The sequence below is a fragment of the Achromobacter sp. SD115 genome (assembly GCF_017355315.1).
Lineage (GTDB): Bacteria > Pseudomonadota > Gammaproteobacteria > Burkholderiales > Burkholderiaceae_B > Achromobacter > Achromobacter xylosoxidans_B.
This window is the reverse complement of the sequence record NZ_JADIJM010000001.1, coordinates 374,523-395,056: the sequence shown is the minus strand read 5'-3', so window position 1 is coordinate 395,056 and position 20,534 is coordinate 374,523. Positions and strand designations below refer to the sequence as shown.

The following is a 20,534-nucleotide window of genomic DNA, read 5'->3' as shown; positions in this document are numbered from 1 at the left end:
ATCCTGCTTGAGGGGTTCAGCGAAGAGCCTGATTACGGCGTGCTACGTACCGACATGGACGGTGGCATCGCAAAGCAACGGCCACAGTGGACCACGCCTATCGTTACGCGGGCCGTGACGGTTCATGTTGAAACCTTGGCACGGAAGAATGCCTTCGACTTGTGGATGAAGTCGGATCTGAATGGCGGAACTGGTTGGTTTGGCTGGGTCGATCCGCTCGACTCTGTGACGAAGCAGGCCCGCTTCGTGTCCGGGAAGATCTCGTGGTCCAGTCCCGGGAGAGTGTGGCGGGCATCCGCTCAAATCGAGACGGTAGGCTGACATGGCGCGCAATTTTTCCTCCCAGGCAAAACGCAATATCAACGCGACCAGCGCCGATGAGCCGTTGATCGAATTGGTTGAGATAGTGCATAGAGACCTTGCAGTTCCGGCGCGTTTCGCGAATGACACGGCGGATATCGTGGTCGAGGGGCACTTGTTCAACGCCTGTCGTTTCGATTGGTCGATCCCTGACGACAAAGCAGGTCAGGTTTCAGGTGCTCGGCTTGAGGTCGACAACATTGGACGCGAACTGACGCAGTGGCTGGAGGTCAGCCAGGGAGGCGCTGGGGCGAAATGCCGGCTGATCATGGTTCTGCGTTCGAATCCCTCGAATCTGGAGTTTGACATGACGATGGACTTGACCGGCCTGTCGATCACCAATTACCGCGTGTCCGGGGACTTGGGATTCAAGAACACGCTCATGCAGTCGGCGGTCACGGTGCGGTATGACCCGACGACGACTCCAGGGGTTTTCTGATGCATTGGTCCGATAATTATCTGAACCTGCCCTATGTGCCGGAAACCGGCGACTGCGCAGCGCTTGCGGCACTGGTTGCGCGGGAGACACTAGGGATCAGTGCCGACATTCCAGGCTCACACGAAGAGACCCTGCGAGCGCAAGCAGCGCAGATTGCACGCGTGAAAGCCGACTTTGCCGAGCGAGTGGATGAGCCCGTCGAAGGCCATCCTGTGCTTTTGCTGTCGCGCGGTGACCTTTTTCACATCGGTGTCATGTGTCGGTTGGCCGGAGAGTGGTGGGTACTGCACGCTGACAAAACCTTTGGGGCTGTCATCCGTCAACGCCTGCGCTTCATGACGATGATCGATTACAAGATTGAAGGGTTCTACCGGTGGAAATCGTAGAAAAGAAGCCTGAGACGACGTCGGAGACTCCGTCGCTGCTGGTCGTTCGCAACCCCTTCGTTGCATCCACAGGCCGAGACGCGTTTTGCGCTCCTTTCTTGCCCGGTGAAACCCTGGGGCGGTACTGCGAGCGTCTGGGCGTCGCGTTGCCGTCGCGCGTGGTCAATGTCTGGCACAACGGGCGGCCGGTGCCCATTGGGATCTGGCAGAGGCTTATCCCGCGCAATGGCGATCAGGTTGTGATCCGAGCGCGAGGAGAGGGTGGTGGTGGCGGCAATAAGGTACTGCGCACCGTTGCAATGATTGCCGTCATTGCTGCGTCCATTGTTGCCCCGTACCTGGCCCCAGTAGCTTGGGGAGTGGGCGCCGGCACAATGGGTGGCGCTTTGTTGTCGGCTGCTGTGATGATCGGCGGATCGCTGTTGGTGAATACGTTGCTGCCGATGCCGACGCCGACAGCCGCCAAGCTGGGCAGTGGGCAAAAATACGAAAGCAGCCCCACCTATGCCATCCAAGGAGGACGCAATCGCGCACGCCCTTGGGAGCCGATGGCAATCGTTTTTGGGCAACACAAAGTAGTTGCAGACATTGGCGCGAAGCCATACTCCCAGTACGTCGGGGACACTCAGTTTCTGAATCAGATCTTCCACTTTGGTTTGCAGCTGAATTCTGTCTCTTTGAACGATTACAAGATTGGCGAGACGCCAGTCCTGAGTTTTCAAGGGGTCCAGATGCAGTCTTCTGATCCCAATAGCGGGGGCTTGACCATGTTCCCCGGCAACGTGGACACGTTGCAGGGGTTCACCCTGCAGGCTGGCGTGGTCAATACCCGCACGACCCCGAAAGATGTCACGCACATTTCCGTCGAGGTGGCGTCCCAGTTGTTCTACGTGAACGATTCTGGCTCCATGGAGTCGCGGACTGTTGAACTTCGGCTGCAGTACCGTCCGGTCGGTGGCGCGTGGGTAGATATTGGGCTGCTCAATGATGCGAGCTACGCGACCCACTATTGGGCGAAGATGCAGATCGTGTCCGGAACAGGCGGCGGCGAAGCCGGTGAGGCATACACGCGGGAGCAGCAGATCGGGTTCGGATCGACCAATTCCGCAGACCATACGGACGGTGAAACATTTGTCATCAAGCCTGGCTACAGCTTCGGCGGTGGCGACGCGGGCGTGACCGTTGTGCCTCCGGTGATGGGCGTTTGGCGTTGGAAGCCACACCCTTTCCAGGTCGGGCAGCCCTGGGCCGGAATCGCGCCTGATCCATTGCTCGGCTACAGCACGACCCCTGGTGTGCGCGTCACTGGGGGCAGGCAAGAGCCGACGCGGAAAACGATTTCTTGGGATGTACCTGTTGGCATGTACGAGGTGCGCGCCTGGAAGGTGACCGCGGACATACAGAGCAGCCGAGAATCGAACCAGACGGCGATCAGCCAGATACTGTGCTATCAGACCGACACGGCGGATTACTCGGGCCAGCTGCGTGTGGCCTTGCGCATCCAGGCTTCGGCACAGCTCAACGGAGCGGTTGACGAGTTCAGTGCCATTGCAACCGCGTGGTGCTCGATCTGGACCGGTTCCGACTGGCAGTGGGCCCCGACGAGCAACCCCGCGTGGTGGTTCCTGTGGTTCGCTCGCGGGAAGTTGGACACGGATGGGCATCGAATCTACGGCGGTGGCATGAGCGATGCCCAGATTGACATCGAGGCCATCAAGGCCTGGGGTTTGTGGTGCCACACCAATAGGCTCACGTTTGACTACGTGCTAGACCGCAAGATGAGCACGGCGTCTGTGCTTCAGATGATCGCGCGCGCCGGGCGTGCCTCGATGACCTACCAGACTGGGAAGCTTGGTGTCATATGGGACGCGGCGGACACCCCTGTCACTGCGATGTTCGGCCCGTTCAATGTCCGCGCCGGGTCCTTCAAGGTGGCATACATCAACGAAGGCACCGTTGACGAGATTGTTGCGAACTTCATTAATAAGGACTCGGGCTGGGTGATGGACGAGGTGCGCGCCAAGGTGCCTGGCGTGGTTGCCACGAACAATCCCTTGCAGCTCGACCTGGATGGCTGTGTGTACGCTGACATGGCCGGCCGGGAAGCGAATCTTCTGGCGGCAAGTCAGGTGTGGCGGCGGCGGCAGATTTCCTGGGAAACCGACATCGAGGGGATGGTGTGCACCCGCGGCGACGTGGTGTCGTTCTCACACGATTTGACGGTGTGGGGATACTCGGGGCGCATGATGCCCGGTAGTGGCGGCACCACGATAAAGCTGCAGAACAAGGTGCCCAGCGACGGCAACGGCATTGCGATGCTCCGCGATCCGGACGGCAACATGAAGACGGTTACCGTCGTGTCCGCTGTTGGTGATGTTGATGAGCTGACAATCATCTCGCCGCTGGATGGTTTCCCGATGCCGGGCGCGGCCGGCTTTGAAGAGTGCGCGCCGTTCGACTGGGCGTGGCAGTTCGATCCGATCGCGACGCCGGGACGTCGATTCAAGGTGTCCGGCGTCTCGCCGGCGGGCGACGGACTGCGATTTGAGGCCGTTGATGACGACCCGGAGTATTACGCCTGCGAGGACAACCCATATGCCTATACTCCGCCGAGAGACGGGGCGCTGCTGGTAGGGGTGGTGTTCTCGATCAGCGCGACGGAGGCCATCGTCAATGCCAGCAGCGATCAGATTCGCGTGACGCTTACTTGGGCGCTGTCGCGAGAAATGCCCGTTCTTGCGGTGGTTTTCGTGAACGGAGTTCAGCGCCTGGCGCAGGACATCGAGGGGCGCTCGACGGATCTGTTGGTTCGGACGGGCGACGTGATCACCGCCACGGTGACGCCGAACGGCCCAACAGGGACGGGGACGCCGCGCGAGACTACCTACGTCGTCCAAGGGCTGAATGCGCCACTTCCGCCCGTTGAGGGTTTGACAACGGTGTTCCGTGACGGGCTGACGGTGCTCAGCTGGCGCAAGGTATCCGACGTTCGTGATCCGGACTACGAGGTCAGGATTGGCGATTCCTGGTCGAATTCCCGGATCGTTGGCTCAACGCGCGCACAAGAGATGCTAGCGGTGGGCAATGGCAGCTACTGGGTAGCGGCCAGATTCAGGCTATCAAATGGCCAGGTCGTTTTCGGGCCAGCGGCCGGCATAACGGTTTCCGGCGCGGTGCTGGTCAGGAATGTCCTGCTGACGCAAGACGAAGCTCCTGACTGGACCGGCACGGTATCCGGCGGCGCGGTGGTGTACGAGAACCAACTGACGCTCGCGGCGCTGGGCGATGTGCTGGCGAGCCCGGACCTGTTCGCCGAGTCTGATTTGCTGTGGCTTGGCGGGGTGGCGTCAGATGGGATCTACACGAATGCGGTTTCGGACCAAGTCGACATCGGGTACGTGACGCCTGTCCGCCTTGATTTCAGCATCGATTATCTGGCCATCAGCCAAGATGATGACCTACTGACGATCCCGGACTGGCTGGCGGCGGAAGACCTGCTCAATGGCTCAGCCCGACAGGCCATCACTGTTCGCCCGCAGATTCGAAGTGCTCAGGTGGCAGGGCAGTGGTCGGAGTGGGTGGACTTCGTTCCAGGGCTGATCAATGCGCGCTACTTCGATGTTCGGCTGTACTTCGCCACTTCGAACGCACGTATCTTGCCGTTCGTCAGGCATTTCGTTTGGACGATAGACGTGCCTGATCTTTTGCAGCGAGCGGAGTCTGTCTCTGTCCCGGTCGCGGGTATGCGGGTCACGTATCCCAAGCCCTTTCATGCACGGCCAAACCTGCAGATCACCATTCTGGATAGTCAAAACGGTGATCGCGCGGTCGTGCAGGACGCGACGGCCGGCGCGACGGGCTTCGACGTCATGATTTTTAACGGCTCCACGGCGGTGGGGCGAAAGATTAACTGGATTGCACAGGGGTTTTGACATGCAAGATAACTCGCAGATTCCCACCACGCCGCCGTTGCCCGGCAACGTCGCGATTCCCGCGATCAATAGGGCCCTTCAGACGATAGCCACCGATTTTTCAGGACCCAACGATCCGGCAGCGTTGGCGTGGCCGTACAGCTGCTGGGCTGATACCGCAAACCAGGTCTTGAAGCGCCGCAATGATGCGAACACGGCCTGGGTGATCGAATCTGAGTTGTTCAAGCGGGCGTATCCGACGACGGGCGGCCTCATCAATGGTCAGGTCTCCGTCTACAAAGACAACCAGTCCGGCTTTTCGAATGCGGCCATCATCGCGGGTACCGCAAGCACCACGGTAGGCGATGCGGTCATTTCGCTTGCGGTAAGCGGGGCAGACGCGGCGCAAATTCTGCTATCGCGAGCCGACCCAACGGCAGTGAAGATCCTGGATGCCTCGGGATTGCCGAAGAATCTGGAGGCGAAGGCTGCCACGGCCCCGGCTCACGTCGTGACCAAGGCTCAGCTGGATGCTGGGCTGAACGGGAAGCAGGCAACCGGGAACTATGTGTCTGCGGCAAACGCAACACCTGTCACCGTGACCTGGGACGGATCGTTCTTTCAAGCTGCGGCAGATGGAGTGTATCGGGGCGCGTTGTGGCATTCCGGGAATTTCGATCCCAGTACGAAGGCGACGAAGGGCGCCCTTGTGCAGCACGATGGGGCGATCGTTGAGGCCGGCCCGACCTACTTTATCCAGTTGGTGGAGCCGAGCCAGGTGGACTTCCCGAACCCGTTTGTGATGATCGGGATGCGTCGGGTGAACAATTCCGCGATCGTCTACCTTCGCGGCATTTCTCTGAAGATGATCTAGGGGGAGCAATGATTTCTCACGAACAAATGATTTTCTGCATCCAGCGGATCTATCCGCAGATCTCCATGTATGACCATGGCCGGAAATATATCGTCTTGATGCCGATGCGCGGGGATGCGCAGATCGACGACGCGTATGTCGCCAAATGGAGCTTTGACGACATAGAGCAGCCGACCTTCGAGGAAATCATGGCGGTGTGGAACAACTCGGCGACGCAGGCGGCCTACGCTGAGCACGTCGCGAAGCTGGCCATCCCGACGTCGGTGTCGTGGCGCCAGGCGAATCTGGCCATGCTGGAAGTCGGCAAGCTGGCGGACGTGGAGGCGCTGATCCAAGGCATCGCGGATCCCGTCGAAAAGCGCAAGGCCGAGATCGAATTCAACTCCCCGGTGTACGAGCGCTCCAGCGCATTCCTGCGCGCCATGTGGGCGCAAGTCGGCGGCACGGATGCGCAGCTTGATGACCTTTTCCTCCTCGCCAGCCAGAAATAGCCGGCGATCGATTACCGGACTCGCATCGTGCCCCTTTGCTGGGGCTTTTTTACGTCTATAGGGGACGAGGGTGACTGTTGAAGCCCCGGGCTTGAGCCAGGACGCGAAGGCGATCCTGGTCGCACTCCACGAGATGCAGGCGGACGCGCGCCGAGAAACCGACGCGAAATTCGACGCCCTGCAAAAGGAGATGCTGGCAGTGTCGGCCAGCGTGAAAACCGGCTTCCCTGGCGGGGACTACGACGGCCATCGCCGTTACCACGAGTTGATCATCGAGCGCGAAGAGCAGCGCCAGCAGATCCGCCGCGAGGTCATTACGCACTTGATCAAAGGCAGCACCTGGGCCGCGCTGGGTGGGTTGGCGTGGATGCTCATCAAGAACCTGAAGGAATACCTGAAATGAACTTTGACCAGGCATTCGACCGCCTCATAGGGCACGAAGGCGGCTATGTGAACCATCCGGATGACCCGGGCGGTGAGACGAACTGGGGTATCACGCTGCGCACGGCCCGCGAGGCCGGATACAGCGGCGCCATGCGCGACTTGACCCGCGACCAGGCCAAGGGCATCTATCGGCGGGCGTACTGGGAGCGGGCCAAGGCGGATCAGTACGACGGCGCGATCGCGTTCCAACTGTTCGACGCCGCGGTCAATCACGGGATCGGCCAGGCCATACGCTTTCTCCAGCGCGCTGTCGATGTGGCGGACGACGGCGTTGTCGGCCCGGTGACGCTGGGAGTCGTGCGCGCCATGTCCGTACCGGACGTGCTGGCGCGGTTCAACGCTGAAAGGCTGGAGTTCTACACAAAGCTGACCACCTGGCCGACGTTCGGCAAGGGGTGGGCCCGCCGGGTGGCCGGCAATTTGCGGTACGCCGCTGAGGACGCATGATGAATTTCGACTGGAAGGGCGCGCTGGGCAACCTGGCGCCGATGCTGGCGACGGCCTTGGGTGGCCCGCTTGCCGGCGGCGCAGTTGCAGCGATTACGGAGGCGCTGGGACTGGGCGCCAATGCCTCCGACGCCGAGATTGCCAAGACGCTGTCCACCGCCAGTCCGGAGATCCTGAAGCAGCTCAAGCAGGCCGAACTGGACTTCTCCGCGCGCATGGCAGAACTGGGCTTCAAGAGCGAGGCCGACCTGGCCAAGATCGAGGCCGACGACCGCGCCAGCGCGCGCCAGCGGGAGGTCGAACGCCAGGACTGGACGCCGCGCATCCTGGCCTACCTGGTGACGGCCGGCTTTTTCGGCATGCTGTCGGTGATGGTCTTTGCCGAGATCCCGACCGCCAGCAAGGAACCGCTGTACATCCTGCTGGGCTCGCTGGGCACCGCCTGGACCAGCATCATTGCGTACTACTTCGGCAGCACGGCGGGCGGGCAGAAGAAATCCGAGTTGCTGGCCAAGACGAAGCCTTAGCGCTGTGCCATATCTGTGGTCGTCCCAGGCAACTTGCACGATGTCGCAGCCGCTATTTTGATAGCAAACTGAGGAGGGGCGTCAAAATCGCCATATGGTTTGCCGCCAGGCCGATGAACCGTTCGTACGCTTCCGCTAGAGTCGGCTTCCCGACATGCTGACGCATCTCTGCACTGGCGCGCAGCAAGCTGTCAATTTCCGCTTGCGATGCATTCAATTTGGAAATCGCATTTTCCAGTTGAGCAAAGACGTGCGCGTCTTGCGGAGCGGTCGCGGTGATGTTGTCGGCATGATGGTTGTCACCGACCATGACCGCAGCTCGATCGTACCCATCAAAATTGCTGTTTATTACTCTTCCATTGTTCCCGATAATTGTGACGCCGGTCTTCCCGATTCCCTTCAGCCAATCGACTGGTGCAGGCGCAGCGGGTTGCGCGGGCACATCTTTTTTTTCCTGATCGTCGCTCATTGGGGATCCTGGATCGTGTGACATGAGGCTGCTGGATTTTGGCGTGGTGTCTCTAATTGTGCCAACGAAAGTGCGCATTACCAGACAAACTCGCGATAAGCCCTGTCGGAAGGGGGGGAGTGTTGCTTCGGCGACACGCAGGCGATTTCTACCGCGGCGCCATCCCCTTGCGCAGCTTGCGCGGCGATTCCAGCAGCTCGGACGTCATCTGGTCGCGTTCCAGCACACAGGGCTCCTTGGCCAGGCCCGCCAGCAGGTCGTCGTAGATGTCGCCCGTCAGACCAGCGGGTCGCTTCAGCTCAAAGGACACCTGGTGCAGGCGCAGCATGGCCGCGCGCAGGCGCTTCACCTCCCATAGCAGGGTGAGCACGTCGGGATTCCAGGGCTGACGCTCCCGGATGGCCCGGAGGTCGGCGAAGGTGAGCGGGTCTTTGAACGGCATGGCGGAAAACACTGGTCAGGCATCCAGTATATTCCGTCGCTAATAGGGGTCAACAGACGCGATCCTCCGCTGGAATCTGACTAGTTGGTCAATAAATTCCAGCGTAGTCCGATGGAAAGAATTGCTCGCCAATCTGATCCATCAGTGTGATGCATACCTGTAGAAGCTCTGCGGTGCGCACCTGAGGATCTCCGTGCTTACCGCCGTGAAAGAGATTGTTGCGGACGGTCTTGAGTAGTTCGCAATCCCTAACTAGCTCCGGTCTCTCAGCCAGATCGAGTCTTGCGGCCCAATCTAATTCTCCGTGCTCGTTCACAATTTGTTGAAGCGGGGCCAGCGAGGTGAGGTCGGCTCCTGCGGGGCAGGGGCGATAGGTGTCGCGGTGTTTCTTGTAGAACTCCTTCCAATCCACCTGAGCCGAGTTGTACGAACCGGTCGTGAAATACCTGTTTTCTTTCAACGCAAATTCGAGACGGGAAAAGCGCAGCAGGAACTGCGCTGCGGGTTCGGCCAGGCTAGGATCTAGGGTGGGTCTCATGGTTACTGTTCTGGTTCGTAAAGGGCTATAGTTGGGCTGGCGTGGCCACCAGCCGGTCGGCCGGGTAGGGCACCAGGAAATCACGGGTGTCGGCGACCGGCGCGGTGAGCCAGTCCTGGTAGGCGCCTTCCGGCAGGATCACCACCATGCGCTTTTCCTTGCCGGCCTGGTGGTAGTTCTGGAAGAGCGGGTCCTGGTCGGCGTTGATGGTGAGCATGGTGTAGCTCTCCTGCCACTGGCCGGCGGCATCCCGGTAGCGGTCCCACAAGCCGGCGATGCCCAGCGGCGCGCCGTCAGCTCGCGTGAACCGGGTAGCCACCGCGGCGCCCGACCGCCAGTCGGGCTCGAATATCGCGTCGGCCGGGATGATGCAGTGCTGGCCGCGGCGCCAAGCGTTGCCGAACGTGAACGACTTGGCCGCCGTCTCGCTGCGAGCGTTGAAGGTGGACAGCTTGCCGGCCTTGTCCAGGCCATCCGCCTTGGTCATGGCGCTGATCAGGCCCCAGCGGCCCACGACCGCCTCGCGCTCGGGCACTGCCTCGTCGCCGGCGTCATGCTCGGGTGGCCGCCGCACGAACAGCCCCTGATACTTCGGCCACATGTCGTACTTGCCCATGGCCTTCGGCTTCTCAGGCATGCCGAATTTCTTCAGCAGGTGCTCGGCATCCTTCAGGGTCTGATAGTGGCTGCACATGGTCCCTCCCATCGGAAGGGCCAGTATAGGATCAGTCCAGGGCCGCGGCTTCGTCCGGGAAGCGCTCAAGGTAGTAGACCAGCGCGCGGACGATCAAAACGATCAGGCGCTGCTGAGCGATGGGTAAGGCGTCGAATTGCGCCAAGGTGAAGTATTCGTCGTAGGGCCAGGGTTCCATGCTGGCAATCTACCGGGCCGGCGCCGCGGCGTCGCGCGGATGGGGGAAATCTCGGACGGATTCCGCCAGCGCGCACGCCAAAGCTACGCCAGATCGCCAGGGAACCGCACCGATCCTAGATTTCGCTGTCCCCTCCTTCGCACCAACCCTATTTGGGTACTGATCTGGCATGTCGCCAACAGCGCCCTGAAAGCCCTCGGCATCCGTGCCGGGGGCTTTTCTTTTGCCGGCACGGGTTTCGCGCTTAGGGATAACCTCCCGTGCTGAAAGCACATTTTTGATATATCTTCGCGCTCTTCGGCAAAGGCTTGCCGATAGGCGCGGTAAAAGCTTCTCAGCAGGCGGCGCGGCAGACAGCCTTCCATACGGCGCCTCGGCCGCATCAAACACAGCACCCAAAACAGCAAGATAAGGAGAGCCTCCCATGGCGCTCAAGCATGCTGCATTTCTGGATGTCATCGATCTGCGCACCCCGCATCGCGAACACGGGGAGGCCGTCAGCGTCAGTCTGATAAAGACCGCGCACATGCAATTGCTGCAATTGGTGCTGCCAGCGGGCAAGGGCCTCCCGCAGCACGCCGTGGCGGGCGAAATCACCATCCAGTGCATCACCGGCGAGGTGAGCGTGACATCGCGCGATGGCATCCGCCAATTGCGCGAAGACCAGCTCATGGCGCTGGCTGCCCACGAGCCGCACGCATTGCTGGGTGTGCGCGATGCCACCGTGCTGGTGACGGTGCTGCACGCCGCCGCCTAGTACTCCTTCTTCCTGACCCAGACGTGTTCCCTGAGAGGTGAGCCGTGCATGAGCTGCTGGCCGACTGGTGCGAAATCCTGAACCGCTTGCTGCGCGACGTAGCCAACGCCCAAGCCACGACGCAGGCGCGCGACAGCGCGCTACGGCATGCCCACAGACACTCCTGCCTGGCGCCGATCTGCTTCCGGATGTCCGGCGCCACGATCAGCCACCTGGCCGAGACGTTGGATTGCGCCATCCGCGCTTCCTGCGCCCGCCAGGACAAATCCGCCTGGATGCTGGCGCTGGACGTGGCATACACCAAATTCCTGCTGTATCTGATCCGCGACGTGGACCGCTGGTCCAGCAGCGGGCTGGAAGAGCGCGCGGCCTAGGATGGGGACCGGTCGCCCGGTATATGTGCGCTCCATGAAATACTGGATAAATAAACAGTTATCTGGTTCAATCTGAACATGCCCTCGGCTGCCTCCCGTCCCCGCGCACGCACGGGCAGGGTGCCCATCCCCACGACCAGGAGAAACCATGAAATTCGGATACACCATCATCTATGTGCCCGACGTCGCCGCATCGCTGTCCTTTTTTGAACAGGCGTTCGGATTCGCCAGGCGCTTCCTGCATGAATCCCAGACCTACGGCGAACTGGAAACTGGCGAGACCACACTGTCGTTCGCCGCGCATGAACTCGGCGAGGCGAATTTCCATGGCGGCCACGTGGCAGCTTCCGCTTCGGCCGAGCCTTTGGGTATGGAAGTGGCTTTCGTGACGGACGACGTTGCCGCCGCGCACGCCCGCGCGCTAGCGGCCGGCGCGACGGAAATGAGCGCGCCCGCGCCCAGGCCCTGGGGGCAGGTCGTGTCGTATGTGCGTTGTCCGGACGGCACGCTGGTGGAGCTTTGCACGCCCGTGCACGGCTAGGCGCATACGTTGCCGCGGCGCAGGCCTTGCGTCGCAGGCGCCTTCGGTATCGCAGCCATCTTCCGGACCTGTTCGGCCTGGGTCTTTCCGTCTAGCCGGTTCGGGCGATCCCCGATCCCTCCCCGTGACGTTACCGTGGTTGCGGCAGGGGTGTCCGCGTCCGGCTACGCTCAAGAATTGTCAAGATTTACATTGCTTTAAAGTCGCCGTCCCCACCCCGCGATACCGTTGCATTTTCGTTTTTCGGGGAGTCGAAATGTATTCGCTTTCTAAGCGTTGCGGCGCGGAGTTCTTTGGCACGTTCTGGTTGGTATTGGGGGGCTGCGGCGCGGCGGTGCTAGCCGCTGGTTTCCCCGGGCTGGGCATCGGTTTCGCGGGCGTGGCGCTGGCCTTCGGCCTGACGGTGCTGACCATGGCCTTCGCGGTGGGCCATATCTCGGGCGGGCATTTCAACCCGGCTGTCACGGTCGGCCTGGTGGCGGGCGGACGTTTTCCCGCGAAGGAAATCCTGCCTTACGTTATTGCCCAGGTCCTGGGCGCGATCGTGGCGGCGGCCGTACTGGCCTGCATCGCGAGCGGCAAGCTGGGTTTCGATCTGAAGGGCAGCCATTTCGCGGCCAACGGCTACGACGCCTATTCGCCGGGCAAGTACTCAATGGTGTCCGCCCTGGTGACGGAAATCGTGCTGACCGCAGGCTTCATCTTCGTGATCCTGGGCGCCACCAGCAAGCGCGCGCCCGCCGGTTTCGCGGCGATCCCGATCGGACTGGCGCTGACGCTCATCCACCTGATCAGCATTCCGGTGACCAACACCTCGGTCAACCCGGCCCGTTCCACAGGTCCCGCGCTGTTCGTGGGCGGCTGGGCGTTGGAGCAGCTGTGGCTGTTCTGGGTCGCGCCGATCGTTGGCGCTATCGTCGGCGCCATCGCCTACCGGCTGGTCAGCGACCCGGCTCAAGAACGCGCCTAGCACAGGCGCTTGGCCGGGCCGCGCCGGGATTGCATCCCGGGCGCGGCCCGGCCGTTTCATGGCCGCGGCATCGCCGCGCAATGCGGTTGCGCAATGTCCGCGACCAGCATCGAAGCCCCCGCTCTCGCGGCCGGGCGATAATGGGGCCGAGTCCCGCTTGTTGTTCCCGGCATGTTGCCGGGCCGGGCTCAGAAGAAGCCCGATCAGTCCCATGAACGAATTTACGATTGCCATCAACCTTGCGCTGGCCATGCTGCTGGGCGCCGCCGTCGGCGTCGAGCGCCAATGGCGCCAGAATTACGCAGGCGTGGTGACGCATGCGCTGGTCTCGCTGGGCGCGGCCGCCTATACCGCCTTGCCCGCGCTGCTGGACGCCAGCAACGACATGCGCCTGGGCAGCCAGGTCGTGACCGGCATCGGCTTTCTGGGCGCGGGCTTGATCATGCGCGACGGCCTGACCATACGCGGCCTGAGCGCGGCGGCCACCATCTGGGCCACCGGCGCCGTGGGCGTGCTGGCTGGCTACGGTTTCCTGGCCGAAGCCAGTGCGGTGACGGCGCTGATCCTGGTTACCAATGTGCTGCTGCGGCGTGGCGCCAGGCTGGTGGACCGCTACGTGCCCGAAGCGGAAACCGAAGAGCGCTACTACAACATCGCCTTGACCTGCGCCTCCACGGACGAAGCTCTGGTGCGGGCGGAACTGCTGAACGCCCTGGGCAAGCACAGCCTGCGCCTGCGCGGCGTGGAAAGCCAGCAGCGCGACGGTGGCCGCTCCGAAGTGACCGCGGTGGTCTATTCCATGCGCCAGGAAGACGAACGGGTGGAACAGCTGGTGGGCAGCCTCAGCCTGCTGCCGCAGACCTACTCGGCCAGATGGACTTCGGACACCGGCAACGCCTGATGCCGGCGGTAATCAGGACGCCGTAAGTCCGATGTCAATACGCTTGCACACCTGCCTCCAGATGATGAGCGTATTCCGTGACCACACCGATTTCCTTCGCCGCGCCCACCGGCCCTGCGCACTATGACCGCATCACCATCGCGTTTCACTGGCTGACCGCGGTGCTGGTGGTGGGCCTGTTCGCGCTGGCCGAAATCTGGGGCTTCCTGCCGCGCGGTACGCCCACGCGGCGCTTGCTGCAGCACCTGCACATTTCGTTCGGCCTGCTGTTTGCCGCCGTGTTCGTGCTGCGCGCCGTCTGGCGGCTCACTGCGGGCGGACGCCTGCCGCCCGCGTCCACGGGCTGGCTGCGTACGGCTAGTACGGGCGTACATGGATTGCTGTACCTGTTGATGGCGGCGCAAATCGTGCTGGGCTTTCTGTTCCGCTGGGCGCAGGGCGAGCCGTTCGCGTTCTTCGGCCTGTTCGACGTACCCACGCTGATCGCCATCGATCACGAGCAGCGCCGCTTCATCGGCGGGCTGCACAACACCGTGGCGTGGTGCATCATCGCGCTGGCGCTGCTGCACGCGCTGGCCGGGCTCTTCCACCATTACGTCCTGCGCGATGGGGTGCTGCGCCGCATGCTGCCGGGCCGCTGAGGCGGCGCGACAGGGGCGCGAGGTGAAAGCCGGGGCGGGCAGGTTGTACATTACGCACTATCACTGCCTTACTTCCACAGGATGCACCCATCATGACCGCCCCAGAAGTGTCTATCTCCTCCTCGATCAGCTGCGCGAACGATCGCCCCTTCGTGCTGTTCGGCGGCATCAATGTGCTGGAATCCATGGATCTGGCGCTGCGCGCCTGCGAGGAATACCAGCGCGTCACCCGCAAGCTGGGCATCCCCTACGTATTCAAGGCCTCGTTCGACAAGGCCAATCGTTCCTCCATCCATTCCTATCGCGGTCCGGGATTGGAAGAGGGCATGAAGATTTTCGAAGCGGTCAAGAAGGAATTCGGCGTGCCCGTCATCACCGACGTGCATGAACCCTGGCAGGCCGCTCCCGTGGCCGAGGTCGTCGATATCCTGCAACTGCCGGCCTTTTTGGCCCGGCAGACGGACCTGGTGGTGGCGCTGGCCAAGACCCAGCGCATCATCAACATCAAGAAGCCGCAGTTTCTCAGTCCGGGCCAGATGCTGAACATCGTCGAGAAGTTCACCGAGGCCGGCAACGACAAGCTGATCCTGTGCGACCGCGGCACCAGCTTCGGCTATGACAATTTGGTTGTAGACATGCTAGGGTTTGGCGTGATGAAGAAAGTGTCCGGCAACCGGCCGCTCATTTTCGACGTCACGCATGCCTTGCAGCAGCGCTCGGCGCTGGACGCCGCATCTGGCGGCCGCCGCGAACAGGTGGCCGAACTGGCCCGCGCGGGCATGGCCGTGGGGTTGGCCGGCCTGTTCCTGGAAGCCCACCCCGATCCCAAGAACGCGAAGTGCGACGGTCCCAGCGCCTTGCCGCTGGACAAGCTGGAGCCCTTCCTGACCCAGCTGAAGATGCTGGACGACCTGGTGAAGTCCTTTGCCCCCATCGACATCGAACCTTGAGACTGGCGGTCATAACGGCTGCGCAAAGTTGTTATACGATCCGGGCCAAACATTGGGGAGGCCGGGATGTCTTTGTATGTGATCGTCGCCGTTCGAAAAGAGCCCGTCAGCGGGCATGTGGCCTATGTGCGCTGGGGCCAGGCCGAACGCGGCGTTCCGGGCTGGGTCACCGAACCGGTGACGGCGGCGGCATCCGAAGTCATCGAGGCCATCAAGGACGGAGCGGAAGTCGAAACCGCCATCAGCCAGGACGGCATGAGCGTGGCGCTGCGGCCGGTGCGCGTGCTGGTGGATGACGACGGACGCGAGCATCTCGCGTCCGTGCCGGTTCCCAGCTCGACCCTGTATACGCTCTTCGACCTGCCGGAATTCTGATCCCGCCAGGTCGGCTGGCGGCGCCTAGCGCCGGCCCTGCGCGAAATTGAGCAGGGCGTCTCCGGCCATCCGGTAGCGCACCCATTCGTCTTGCGGCAGCGCGCCGATCGACTTGTAGAAATCGATGGCAGGCGTGTTCCAGTCCAGCACGCTCCATTCCAGCCGGCCGCAACCATTGGCCACCGCTTCCTGCGCCAGATGGCGCAGCAGGTCGCGGCCCGCGCCGATGCCGCGCTGCTCCGGCGTGATGTACAGGTCTTCCAGATAGATGCCGTTTTTTCCCAGCCAGGTCGAATAGCTGTAGAAGTAGACGGCGTAGCCGATGGGCTTGCCATCCAGCAGGCACATCAGGGCCTTGGCCGGCGCGTCAGCGGCGAACAGGGTGCGCTCGACATCGTCGGCGTTGGCGATCACTTCATGGGCGGCGCGTTCGTACACGGCCAGCTCGGTGATGAACGCATGGATCTGGGCCGCATCCGAAGCGACGGCCGGACGAATTTCGATAGTCACGGGTACTTCCTACTACACTTTAAGGGGGGCCTTATCCTACCCGCGAATCCGGGTGCGCGCATGTCGTCCGGCTCATCAATTTCGGGAATACCCTTACTTGCGCGCCAGGCGCTCGGGGGCGATTCTTGAAAGCGTTCTGCCCTCGAGTCCAATGCGTACAACAGGGGACATCTCCCATGCCTGAGTCTGGCTCCGCCACCGCCAGCACGCCTGCAGCAAGCCGTAAAAGGCGTCGCCTGTCATGGATCTGGCTGGTGCCTCTCATTGCAGCCTTGGGCGGGCTGGCGCTGGTGGTGCGCGTCTGGATGGAGGCGGGCCCCACGGCCACCATCAGCTTCCAGACCGCCGAAGGGCTGGAGGCCGGCAAGACCCAGGTCCGCTATAAGGAAGTCAACGTCGGCGTGGTCGAGCGCGTGGCCTTGAATGCCGACCGCTCGGGCATCGTCGCGACCGTGCGCATCAACAAGGAAGCCGGCAGCCTGCTGCAGGAAGGGACCGTGTTCTGGGTGGTGCGGCCCAGGCTGACGCTAAGCGGCGTGTCGGGCCTGAGCACCTTGTTCTCCGGGGCGTATATCGGCGTGGACCCCTCCGACCGGTTCCGGCAGGAGGGAGAGAGCCGGGCCACCAAATACAGCTTCGTCGGACTGGAGACTCCGCCCGAAGTGCCGCAGGACCGCGCTGGCAAACGCTACACCCTCAAGGCCCGCGACCTGGGCTCGCTGGACATAGGCTCGCCCGTGTACTTCAGGCGCATCGCGGTGGGGCAGGTGGTGGCCTACCACCTGGACAGCAGCGGCGAAGGCGTCAATGTGCAGGTATTCATCGACGCGCCCAACGACGATTTCGTCAACAGCGCCACGCGCTTCTGGAACGCCAGCGGCGTGGACTTCAGCGTCGATGCGCGCGGCCTGCAGGTGCGGTCGCAATCCCTGCTGTCGGTAATCGTGGGGGGCGTCGCGTTCGACACCATCGAGCAGCACGCGCACGTGGTGGCCAAGGCCGATGCGCAGTTCACCATTTTCCCGTCGGAAGGCGCGGCCCGCGCGCAACCCGATGGCGCGCCGCTGCATATCCGCATGCGGTTTGACCAGTCGGTGCGGGGGCTGGCGGTGGGCGCGCCCATCGATGCTTATGGCGCCGCCATCGGCCAGGTGGACTCGATCCGTCTGGAGTTCGATCCGGCCATCCAGCAGTTCTATGCGCTGGTCGATGCCACCGTCTATCCCGAGCGCCTGGGCGCGCAGACGGTGGAGGAAATCAAGGAATACTCGGGCTCGACCCTGGAGCATCCCAGCGGCAAGCTGCTGGCCGCCTTGATCAAACAGGGCCTGCGCGCGCAGCTGCGCATCGGCAACCTGCTGACCGGCCAGCTGTACGTCGCCCTGGCGGTGTTCCCGGACGCCAAGCCGGTGGCGTTCAAGATGGAAGAAGATCCCTTCATTCCGACCGTGTCGAACAACCTGGATCAGCTGCAGCAGCAAATCAACAGCATCCTGACCAAGCTGGACAGGGTGCCGTTAGAAGGCCTGGGGGCCGATCTGGGTCAGCTGTTGCGCGCCACGTCCAGTCTGATGAAGCGGCTGGATACCCGCCTGGCGCCTGAGGCGCAAGCCATGTTGCGGCAGGCCAGCAAGTCATTGGCCGCCGTGGGAGGTGTGTTGAGTCCCGACGCCGGCCTGCCAGTCAATGCCAACGCGGTCTTGCAGGAACTGTCGCGGACCGCGCGGTCCCTGCGGGAGCTGGCGGACTACCTGCAAGCGCATCCGGAGTCGCTGCTGCGCGGCCGCGCGCCGGACGCCCAATACCAGCGCCAGCCGGCGCGCTAGAGGCCGTCAGCGTCGCAGGCCCTGGCTATCCGTTTAGCCACTGCGCAATCTGGCGGGCGCTGGATTGCGCATCCGTGTCCGAGGTGTCCAGCACCAGGTCGCTGAAGGGACGGGCGGCATAGCCTTCGAGGTACATCTGCGCGACGCGCTGGCGCTCCCATGCGGTCAGTACGCGTCCGCCCCGGTCCGACTGCGCGGCCGCCAGCGTGGGCGCCAGCGTCACCACCCGCAGCAGGGCGCGACGTTGTTGGCACGCAGCCAGAATCCGTTCGTAGCTGTCCTGTTCCAAGGGGTAGGCGATGACCAGATAGCGGTCCTGCGTGGTGGCGATCAGATGGGCGATGCGGGCCAGCGCCAGCGCCCATTGCTCGGGGTATGGCAGATGGCTGGGGGCGTCGTGGTCGTCGCCATCGATGAAGCGCGCAGCCGGTAGCAGGGCGGCCAAGGCGGCGCCCACGGTGGATTTCCCGCTGTTGATCGGGCCGTTGATATGGATGACGGTAATGCCGGGATTCGAGATGGCGGGTCCTTTCTGTACTGGCGGGCGCGTAAGCGTACCAGTGTCCGCGCCGGCCAAGTCAGAACAGGCATTGCCGCAAGGCGAACTTGCGGCCGAAAGCGCGGACTTCGTCGCCGTCCACGGACGCCGCCAGGTCCCAGCGGTCGCCGCGGGTCACTAAAAATGAACGGCCGATAAGCGCATGCCGCAAGGCGAATTGCCAGAACGCTGCCTCGGAACCCACCGGCTCGAGATCGTGCGGTCCGATCAGCAAGCGGGTAGGGCGGGGCGTCGCGCCCAGTGTCCAGCGCAGGGCGATTCCCAGGAATGCAAAACGCGCCGAGAGCGACGAAGGCTGTACGGTCAGCACGCGGATTCTGTTGAACATGGCGAGGACCCCTTGCAGATGGAGCCCAGCGTAGCAAAAGCTGCCCGGGCCTTCCATACCTCCTTTGGCGGAACTGGCAGGCCCGGTGGAATCCTATTTCTGGATGGCCCCTGGCGCGTGGTTGCGGGTGATCCGGCCGAGCAGCAGCAGGGCTCCGGCCGGCGCCAGCGCGAACGCCGCGAACAGCCATTGCGCCGCATGCTGCGCGCCCGCCACGCCGCCTGGATCCGCCAGGCCCGCGCTGTTGGTGATGACGCCGGCCAGCGCCGCCGTCAATGCGGTCGCGTAAAGCTGCACGGTAGTGATGGACGAGGAGGTCAAGGTTTCTTCACCGGCAGGCGCAGCGGTGAAAATGCGCGTCAGCAGGTGCGGCCAGCTCAGGCCGATGCCGAAGCCTACGCCGGCCAGCGCCAGCACATAGAGCGCCAACCCAGGGTAGGACTGCAACTGCATCGGGCGCGGCGTCATGTAGGCCAGGGCGGCCAGCGCGGCCAGGATCACCGCAGGGCTCAGTCGCACCAGAAAATTGGCGGCCGGTCCGCTGCGGGTAGCGCTGGGCATGGCGGCCAGGGTCCAACCCGCGGCCATCGCCGCCGTCATGTAGCCGGCGGCCAGGGGGGTCATGCCATGGATCACTTGCAGGAAGTACGGCACGAAGATTTCAGTGGTGATGGCGGCCACCACCAGGCACATGACCGCATACAGCGCGCCCAAGGGCGTGGCGATGGAGTACGCGCCGGTAGGCAGCAGCCGCTTCACGGCGCGCTTGTCCACCGCCGCGATCAGCGCGGCGATGGCGAGTCCGGCGGCGATGCCGGCAAGGTTCCAGCGCAGATCCTTCGACAGGCTGGCCAACGTGATCGCCAGCACGCTGGCCACCAGCAGGCCCAGCGTGGTCAGGGGCAGGGGGCTCGGCCGGGCCGGCGGGACCGATTCCTTGCCGCCGACCTTGAGAGCCACGATCGCGGCCAGGCCCGCGGCGACGGGCAGCAAGGCCCAGAACGCCAGCCGCCAGTGCCCGGTCTGGGCGAAAACGCCGCCGATGGCGGGGCCGCACAGGGTGGCGACGCCCCACATGCCCGACACCAGGGCCATGGCGCGCGACCACAGCGGCGCTTCGAACACCAGGCGGATCAAGGCATAGCTGAGCGCGAAGAGGATGCCGCCGCCCAAGCCCTGGATGCTGCGTCCGACCAGCAGCATGGGCATGCTGGGCGCCAGCGCGCAGACCACGGATCCCGCGGTGAACACCGCGACGGCCAGCAGATAGGCCGCGCGCGGTCCCAGTGTTTCGATCAGCCGGGCGGACAGCGCCGACCCGACGATGGACGTCACGACGAACAGCGTCGTGTTCCAGGCGTAGTACTCCAGTCCGCCGATATCCTTGATGACGCTGGGCAGGATGGTGGTGACGATGTAGACGTTGATGGCGTGCAACGCCACGCCGCCCGCCAGCGCGATGGAACGCAGGGCATTGGTCCCGTGCAGCAGATCTGCCCAGGACGCGCTTGAAACATGGGTGGTGCCGGTGCTCACGCGCTCTTCCGCCTTCGAGAGAAATTATTTAAACAAGATTTATATTGGATAATACGCATGCCTGGG

The 20,534-nt window shown here is 63.1% G+C and carries 26 protein-coding genes; 17 read left to right on the top strand and 9 right to left on the bottom strand.

Annotated elements, in window-relative coordinates; all coding sequences use genetic code 11:
- Positions 1-322: 322 nt before the first annotated feature.
- The 8 genes from IPU70_RS01735 to IPU70_RS01700 all read left to right on the top strand — a co-directional run bounded on the left by IPU70_RS01735 (position 323) and on the right by IPU70_RS01700 (position 7,879).
- Positions 323-799, top strand: coding sequence for a DUF1833 family protein (locus tag IPU70_RS01735; protein WP_207464434.1), 477 nt, complete (start codon positions 323-325; stop codon positions 797-799).
- On the top strand, positions 799-1,185 hold the full coding sequence (locus IPU70_RS01730; RefSeq protein ID WP_207464432.1) for a hypothetical protein: 387 nt from the start codon (positions 799-801) through the stop codon (positions 1,183-1,185). Before IPU70_RS01735 ends, IPU70_RS01730 begins: the two co-directional genes overlap by 1 nt.
- On the top strand, positions 1,173-5,117 hold the full coding sequence (locus IPU70_RS01725) for a host specificity factor TipJ family phage tail protein (RefSeq protein ID WP_371818848.1): 3,945 nt from the start codon (positions 1,173-1,175) through the stop codon (positions 5,115-5,117). The genes IPU70_RS01730 and IPU70_RS01725 overlap by 13 nt, the downstream gene beginning before the upstream one ends.
- 1 nt (position 5,118) lies before the next feature.
- The gene (locus IPU70_RS01720) at positions 5,119-5,970 is read left to right on the top strand and encodes a hypothetical protein (protein ID WP_207464430.1); all 852 of its coding nucleotides are present in this window, start codon (positions 5,119-5,121) and stop codon (positions 5,968-5,970) included.
- Between the two features lie 65 nt (positions 5,971-6,035).
- Positions 6,036-6,461 carry a hypothetical protein gene (locus IPU70_RS01715; RefSeq protein ID WP_207464429.1) on the top strand — a complete coding sequence of 142 codons (426 nt, stop codon included), beginning with the start codon at positions 6,036-6,038 and terminating at the stop codon, positions 6,459-6,461.
- A gap of 70 nt (positions 6,462-6,531) precedes the next feature.
- A complete protein-coding gene (locus IPU70_RS01710) occupies positions 6,532-6,864 on the top strand; it encodes a hypothetical protein (protein ID WP_207464427.1) in 333 nt (110 codons plus the stop codon).
- Positions 6,861-7,352, top strand: a complete 492-nt coding sequence (locus tag IPU70_RS01705) for a glycoside hydrolase family 108 protein (protein WP_125473489.1) — start codon at positions 6,861-6,863, stop codon at positions 7,350-7,352. The genes IPU70_RS01710 and IPU70_RS01705 overlap by 4 nt, the downstream gene beginning before the upstream one ends.
- Positions 7,349-7,879, top strand: coding sequence for a hypothetical protein (locus tag IPU70_RS01700; protein WP_207464425.1), 531 nt, complete (start codon positions 7,349-7,351; stop codon positions 7,877-7,879). Before IPU70_RS01705 ends, IPU70_RS01700 begins: the two co-directional genes overlap by 4 nt.
- A gap of 52 nt (positions 7,880-7,931) precedes the next feature.
- On the opposite strand, the gene IPU70_RS01695 is transcribed toward IPU70_RS01700, so the two are convergent.
- The 5 genes from IPU70_RS01695 to IPU70_RS01675 form a co-directional block, all read right to left on the bottom strand.
- Entirely contained in the window at positions 7,932-8,348 is a 417-nt protein-coding gene (locus tag IPU70_RS01695; protein ID WP_207464423.1) for a hypothetical protein, read from the bottom strand.
- Positions 8,349-8,496: 148 nt separating this feature from the next.
- Entirely contained in the window at positions 8,497-8,790 is a 294-nt protein-coding gene (locus tag IPU70_RS01690) for a hypothetical protein (RefSeq protein WP_207464422.1), read from the bottom strand.
- A gap of 88 nt (positions 8,791-8,878) precedes the next feature.
- On the bottom strand, positions 8,879-9,328 hold the full coding sequence (locus tag IPU70_RS01685; RefSeq protein WP_207464420.1) for a hypothetical protein: 450 nt from the start codon (positions 9,326-9,328) through the stop codon (positions 8,879-8,881).
- A gap of 25 nt (positions 9,329-9,353) precedes the next feature.
- Positions 9,354-10,022 carry an SOS response-associated peptidase gene (locus IPU70_RS01680; RefSeq protein WP_207464419.1) on the bottom strand — a complete coding sequence of 223 codons (669 nt, stop codon included), beginning with the start codon at positions 10,020-10,022 and terminating at the stop codon, positions 9,354-9,356.
- Between the two features lie 31 nt (positions 10,023-10,053).
- Complete coding sequence (locus IPU70_RS01675; protein WP_207464417.1) at positions 10,054-10,200, bottom strand: hypothetical protein; 147 nt, start codon at positions 10,198-10,200, stop codon at positions 10,054-10,056.
- Between the two features lie 424 nt (positions 10,201-10,624).
- On the opposite strand from IPU70_RS01675, the gene IPU70_RS01670 reads away from it, so the two are divergent.
- From IPU70_RS01670 to IPU70_RS01635, 8 genes are all read left to right on the top strand, one after another.
- The gene (locus IPU70_RS01670; protein ID WP_207464416.1) at positions 10,625-10,957 is read left to right on the top strand and encodes a cupin domain-containing protein; all 333 of its coding nucleotides are present in this window, start codon (positions 10,625-10,627) and stop codon (positions 10,955-10,957) included.
- Between the two features lie 44 nt (positions 10,958-11,001).
- Positions 11,002-11,331: a hypothetical protein gene (locus IPU70_RS01665; RefSeq protein WP_207464414.1), complete on the top strand. Its 330-nt coding sequence runs from the start codon at positions 11,002-11,004 to the stop codon at positions 11,329-11,331.
- A 148-nt stretch (positions 11,332-11,479) separates the two neighbouring features.
- Positions 11,480-11,872: a VOC family protein gene (locus IPU70_RS01660; RefSeq protein WP_207464413.1), complete on the top strand. Its 393-nt coding sequence runs from the start codon at positions 11,480-11,482 to the stop codon at positions 11,870-11,872.
- Between the two features lie 256 nt (positions 11,873-12,128).
- Positions 12,129-12,842, top strand: coding sequence for an aquaporin Z (gene aqpZ, locus IPU70_RS01655; RefSeq protein WP_207464412.1), 714 nt, complete (start codon positions 12,129-12,131; stop codon positions 12,840-12,842).
- A 211-nt stretch (positions 12,843-13,053) separates the two neighbouring features.
- On the top strand, positions 13,054-13,743 hold the full coding sequence (locus tag IPU70_RS01650; RefSeq protein ID WP_013394627.1) for an MgtC/SapB family protein: 690 nt from the start codon (positions 13,054-13,056) through the stop codon (positions 13,741-13,743).
- A gap of 77 nt (positions 13,744-13,820) precedes the next feature.
- The gene (locus tag IPU70_RS01645) at positions 13,821-14,384 is read left to right on the top strand and encodes a cytochrome b (protein ID WP_207464411.1); all 564 of its coding nucleotides are present in this window, start codon (positions 13,821-13,823) and stop codon (positions 14,382-14,384) included.
- A 92-nt stretch (positions 14,385-14,476) separates the two neighbouring features.
- Complete coding sequence (gene kdsA / locus IPU70_RS01640; protein ID WP_207464410.1) at positions 14,477-15,334, top strand: 3-deoxy-8-phosphooctulonate synthase; 858 nt, start codon at positions 14,477-14,479, stop codon at positions 15,332-15,334.
- Between the two features lie 66 nt (positions 15,335-15,400).
- Positions 15,401-15,709 (top strand): carbohydrate isomerase, encoded by a 309-nt coding sequence (locus IPU70_RS01635; protein ID WP_207464409.1) that lies wholly within the window; start codon positions 15,401-15,403, stop codon positions 15,707-15,709.
- Between the two features lie 24 nt (positions 15,710-15,733).
- Here IPU70_RS01635 and IPU70_RS01630 read toward each other — a convergent pair whose 3' ends face one another.
- Positions 15,734-16,219, bottom strand: coding sequence for a GNAT family N-acetyltransferase (locus IPU70_RS01630; protein ID WP_013394623.1), 486 nt, complete (start codon positions 16,217-16,219; stop codon positions 15,734-15,736).
- Between the two features lie 176 nt (positions 16,220-16,395).
- Here IPU70_RS01630 and IPU70_RS01625 point away from each other — a divergent pair, with 176 nt between their 5' ends.
- Positions 16,396-18,045 carry an intermembrane transport protein PqiB gene (locus IPU70_RS01625; RefSeq protein WP_207464408.1) on the top strand — a complete coding sequence of 550 codons (1,650 nt, stop codon included), beginning with the start codon at positions 16,396-16,398 and terminating at the stop codon, positions 18,043-18,045.
- 25 nt (positions 18,046-18,070) lie between these two features.
- Here IPU70_RS01625 and IPU70_RS01620 read toward each other — a convergent pair whose 3' ends face one another.
- From IPU70_RS01620 to IPU70_RS01610, 3 genes are all read right to left on the bottom strand, one after another.
- Positions 18,071-18,502, bottom strand: coding sequence for a shikimate kinase (locus IPU70_RS01620; RefSeq protein WP_207464407.1), 432 nt, complete (start codon positions 18,500-18,502; stop codon positions 18,071-18,073).
- 121 nt (positions 18,503-18,623) lie between these two features.
- Positions 18,624-18,932: a hypothetical protein gene (locus IPU70_RS01615; RefSeq protein WP_207464405.1), complete on the bottom strand. Its 309-nt coding sequence runs from the start codon at positions 18,930-18,932 to the stop codon at positions 18,624-18,626.
- 93 nt (positions 18,933-19,025) lie between these two features.
- On the bottom strand, positions 19,026-20,468 hold the full coding sequence (locus tag IPU70_RS01610) for an MFS transporter (protein WP_207464403.1): 1,443 nt from the start codon (positions 20,466-20,468) through the stop codon (positions 19,026-19,028).
- Positions 20,469-20,534 lie beyond the last annotated feature (66 nt).

Coding starts and splice junctions, on each gene's coding strand:
- IPU70_RS01735 (WP_207464434.1), top strand. CDS start 323: ATGGCGCGCAATTTTTCCTCCCAGGCAAAACGCAATATCAACGCGACC.
- IPU70_RS01730 (WP_207464432.1), top strand. CDS start 799: ATGCATTGGTCCGATAATTATCTGAACCTGCCCTATGTGCCGGAAACC.
- IPU70_RS01720 (WP_207464430.1), top strand. CDS start 5,119: ATGCAAGATAACTCGCAGATTCCCACCACGCCGCCGTTGCCCGGCAAC.
- IPU70_RS01715 (WP_207464429.1), top strand. CDS start 6,036: ATGTATGACCATGGCCGGAAATATATCGTCTTGATGCCGATGCGCGGG.
- IPU70_RS01705 (WP_125473489.1), top strand. CDS start 6,861: ATGAACTTTGACCAGGCATTCGACCGCCTCATAGGGCACGAAGGCGGC.
- IPU70_RS01700 (WP_207464425.1), top strand. CDS start 7,349: ATGATGAATTTCGACTGGAAGGGCGCGCTGGGCAACCTGGCGCCGATG.
- IPU70_RS01695 (WP_207464423.1), bottom strand. CDS start 8,348: ATGAGCGACGATCAGGAAAAAAAAGATGTGCCCGCGCAACCCGCTGCG.
- IPU70_RS01690 (WP_207464422.1), bottom strand. CDS start 8,790: ATGCCGTTCAAAGACCCGCTCACCTTCGCCGACCTCCGGGCCATCCGG.
- IPU70_RS01685 (WP_207464420.1), bottom strand. CDS start 9,328: ATGAGACCCACCCTAGATCCTAGCCTGGCCGAACCCGCAGCGCAGTTC.
- IPU70_RS01680 (WP_207464419.1), bottom strand. CDS start 10,022: ATGTGCAGCCACTATCAGACCCTGAAGGATGCCGAGCACCTGCTGAAG.
- IPU70_RS01675 (WP_207464417.1), bottom strand. CDS start 10,200: ATGGAACCCTGGCCCTACGACGAATACTTCACCTTGGCGCAATTCGAC.
- IPU70_RS01670 (WP_207464416.1), top strand. CDS start 10,625: ATGGCGCTCAAGCATGCTGCATTTCTGGATGTCATCGATCTGCGCACC.
- IPU70_RS01660 (WP_207464413.1), top strand. CDS start 11,480: ATGAAATTCGGATACACCATCATCTATGTGCCCGACGTCGCCGCATCG.
- aqpZ (WP_207464412.1), top strand. CDS start 12,129: ATGTATTCGCTTTCTAAGCGTTGCGGCGCGGAGTTCTTTGGCACGTTC.
- IPU70_RS01650 (WP_013394627.1), top strand. CDS start 13,054: ATGAACGAATTTACGATTGCCATCAACCTTGCGCTGGCCATGCTGCTG.
- kdsA (WP_207464410.1), top strand. CDS start 14,477: ATGACCGCCCCAGAAGTGTCTATCTCCTCCTCGATCAGCTGCGCGAAC.
- IPU70_RS01635 (WP_207464409.1), top strand. CDS start 15,401: ATGTCTTTGTATGTGATCGTCGCCGTTCGAAAAGAGCCCGTCAGCGGG.
- IPU70_RS01625 (WP_207464408.1), top strand. CDS start 16,396: ATGCCTGAGTCTGGCTCCGCCACCGCCAGCACGCCTGCAGCAAGCCGT.
- IPU70_RS01615 (WP_207464405.1), bottom strand. CDS start 18,932: ATGTTCAACAGAATCCGCGTGCTGACCGTACAGCCTTCGTCGCTCTCG.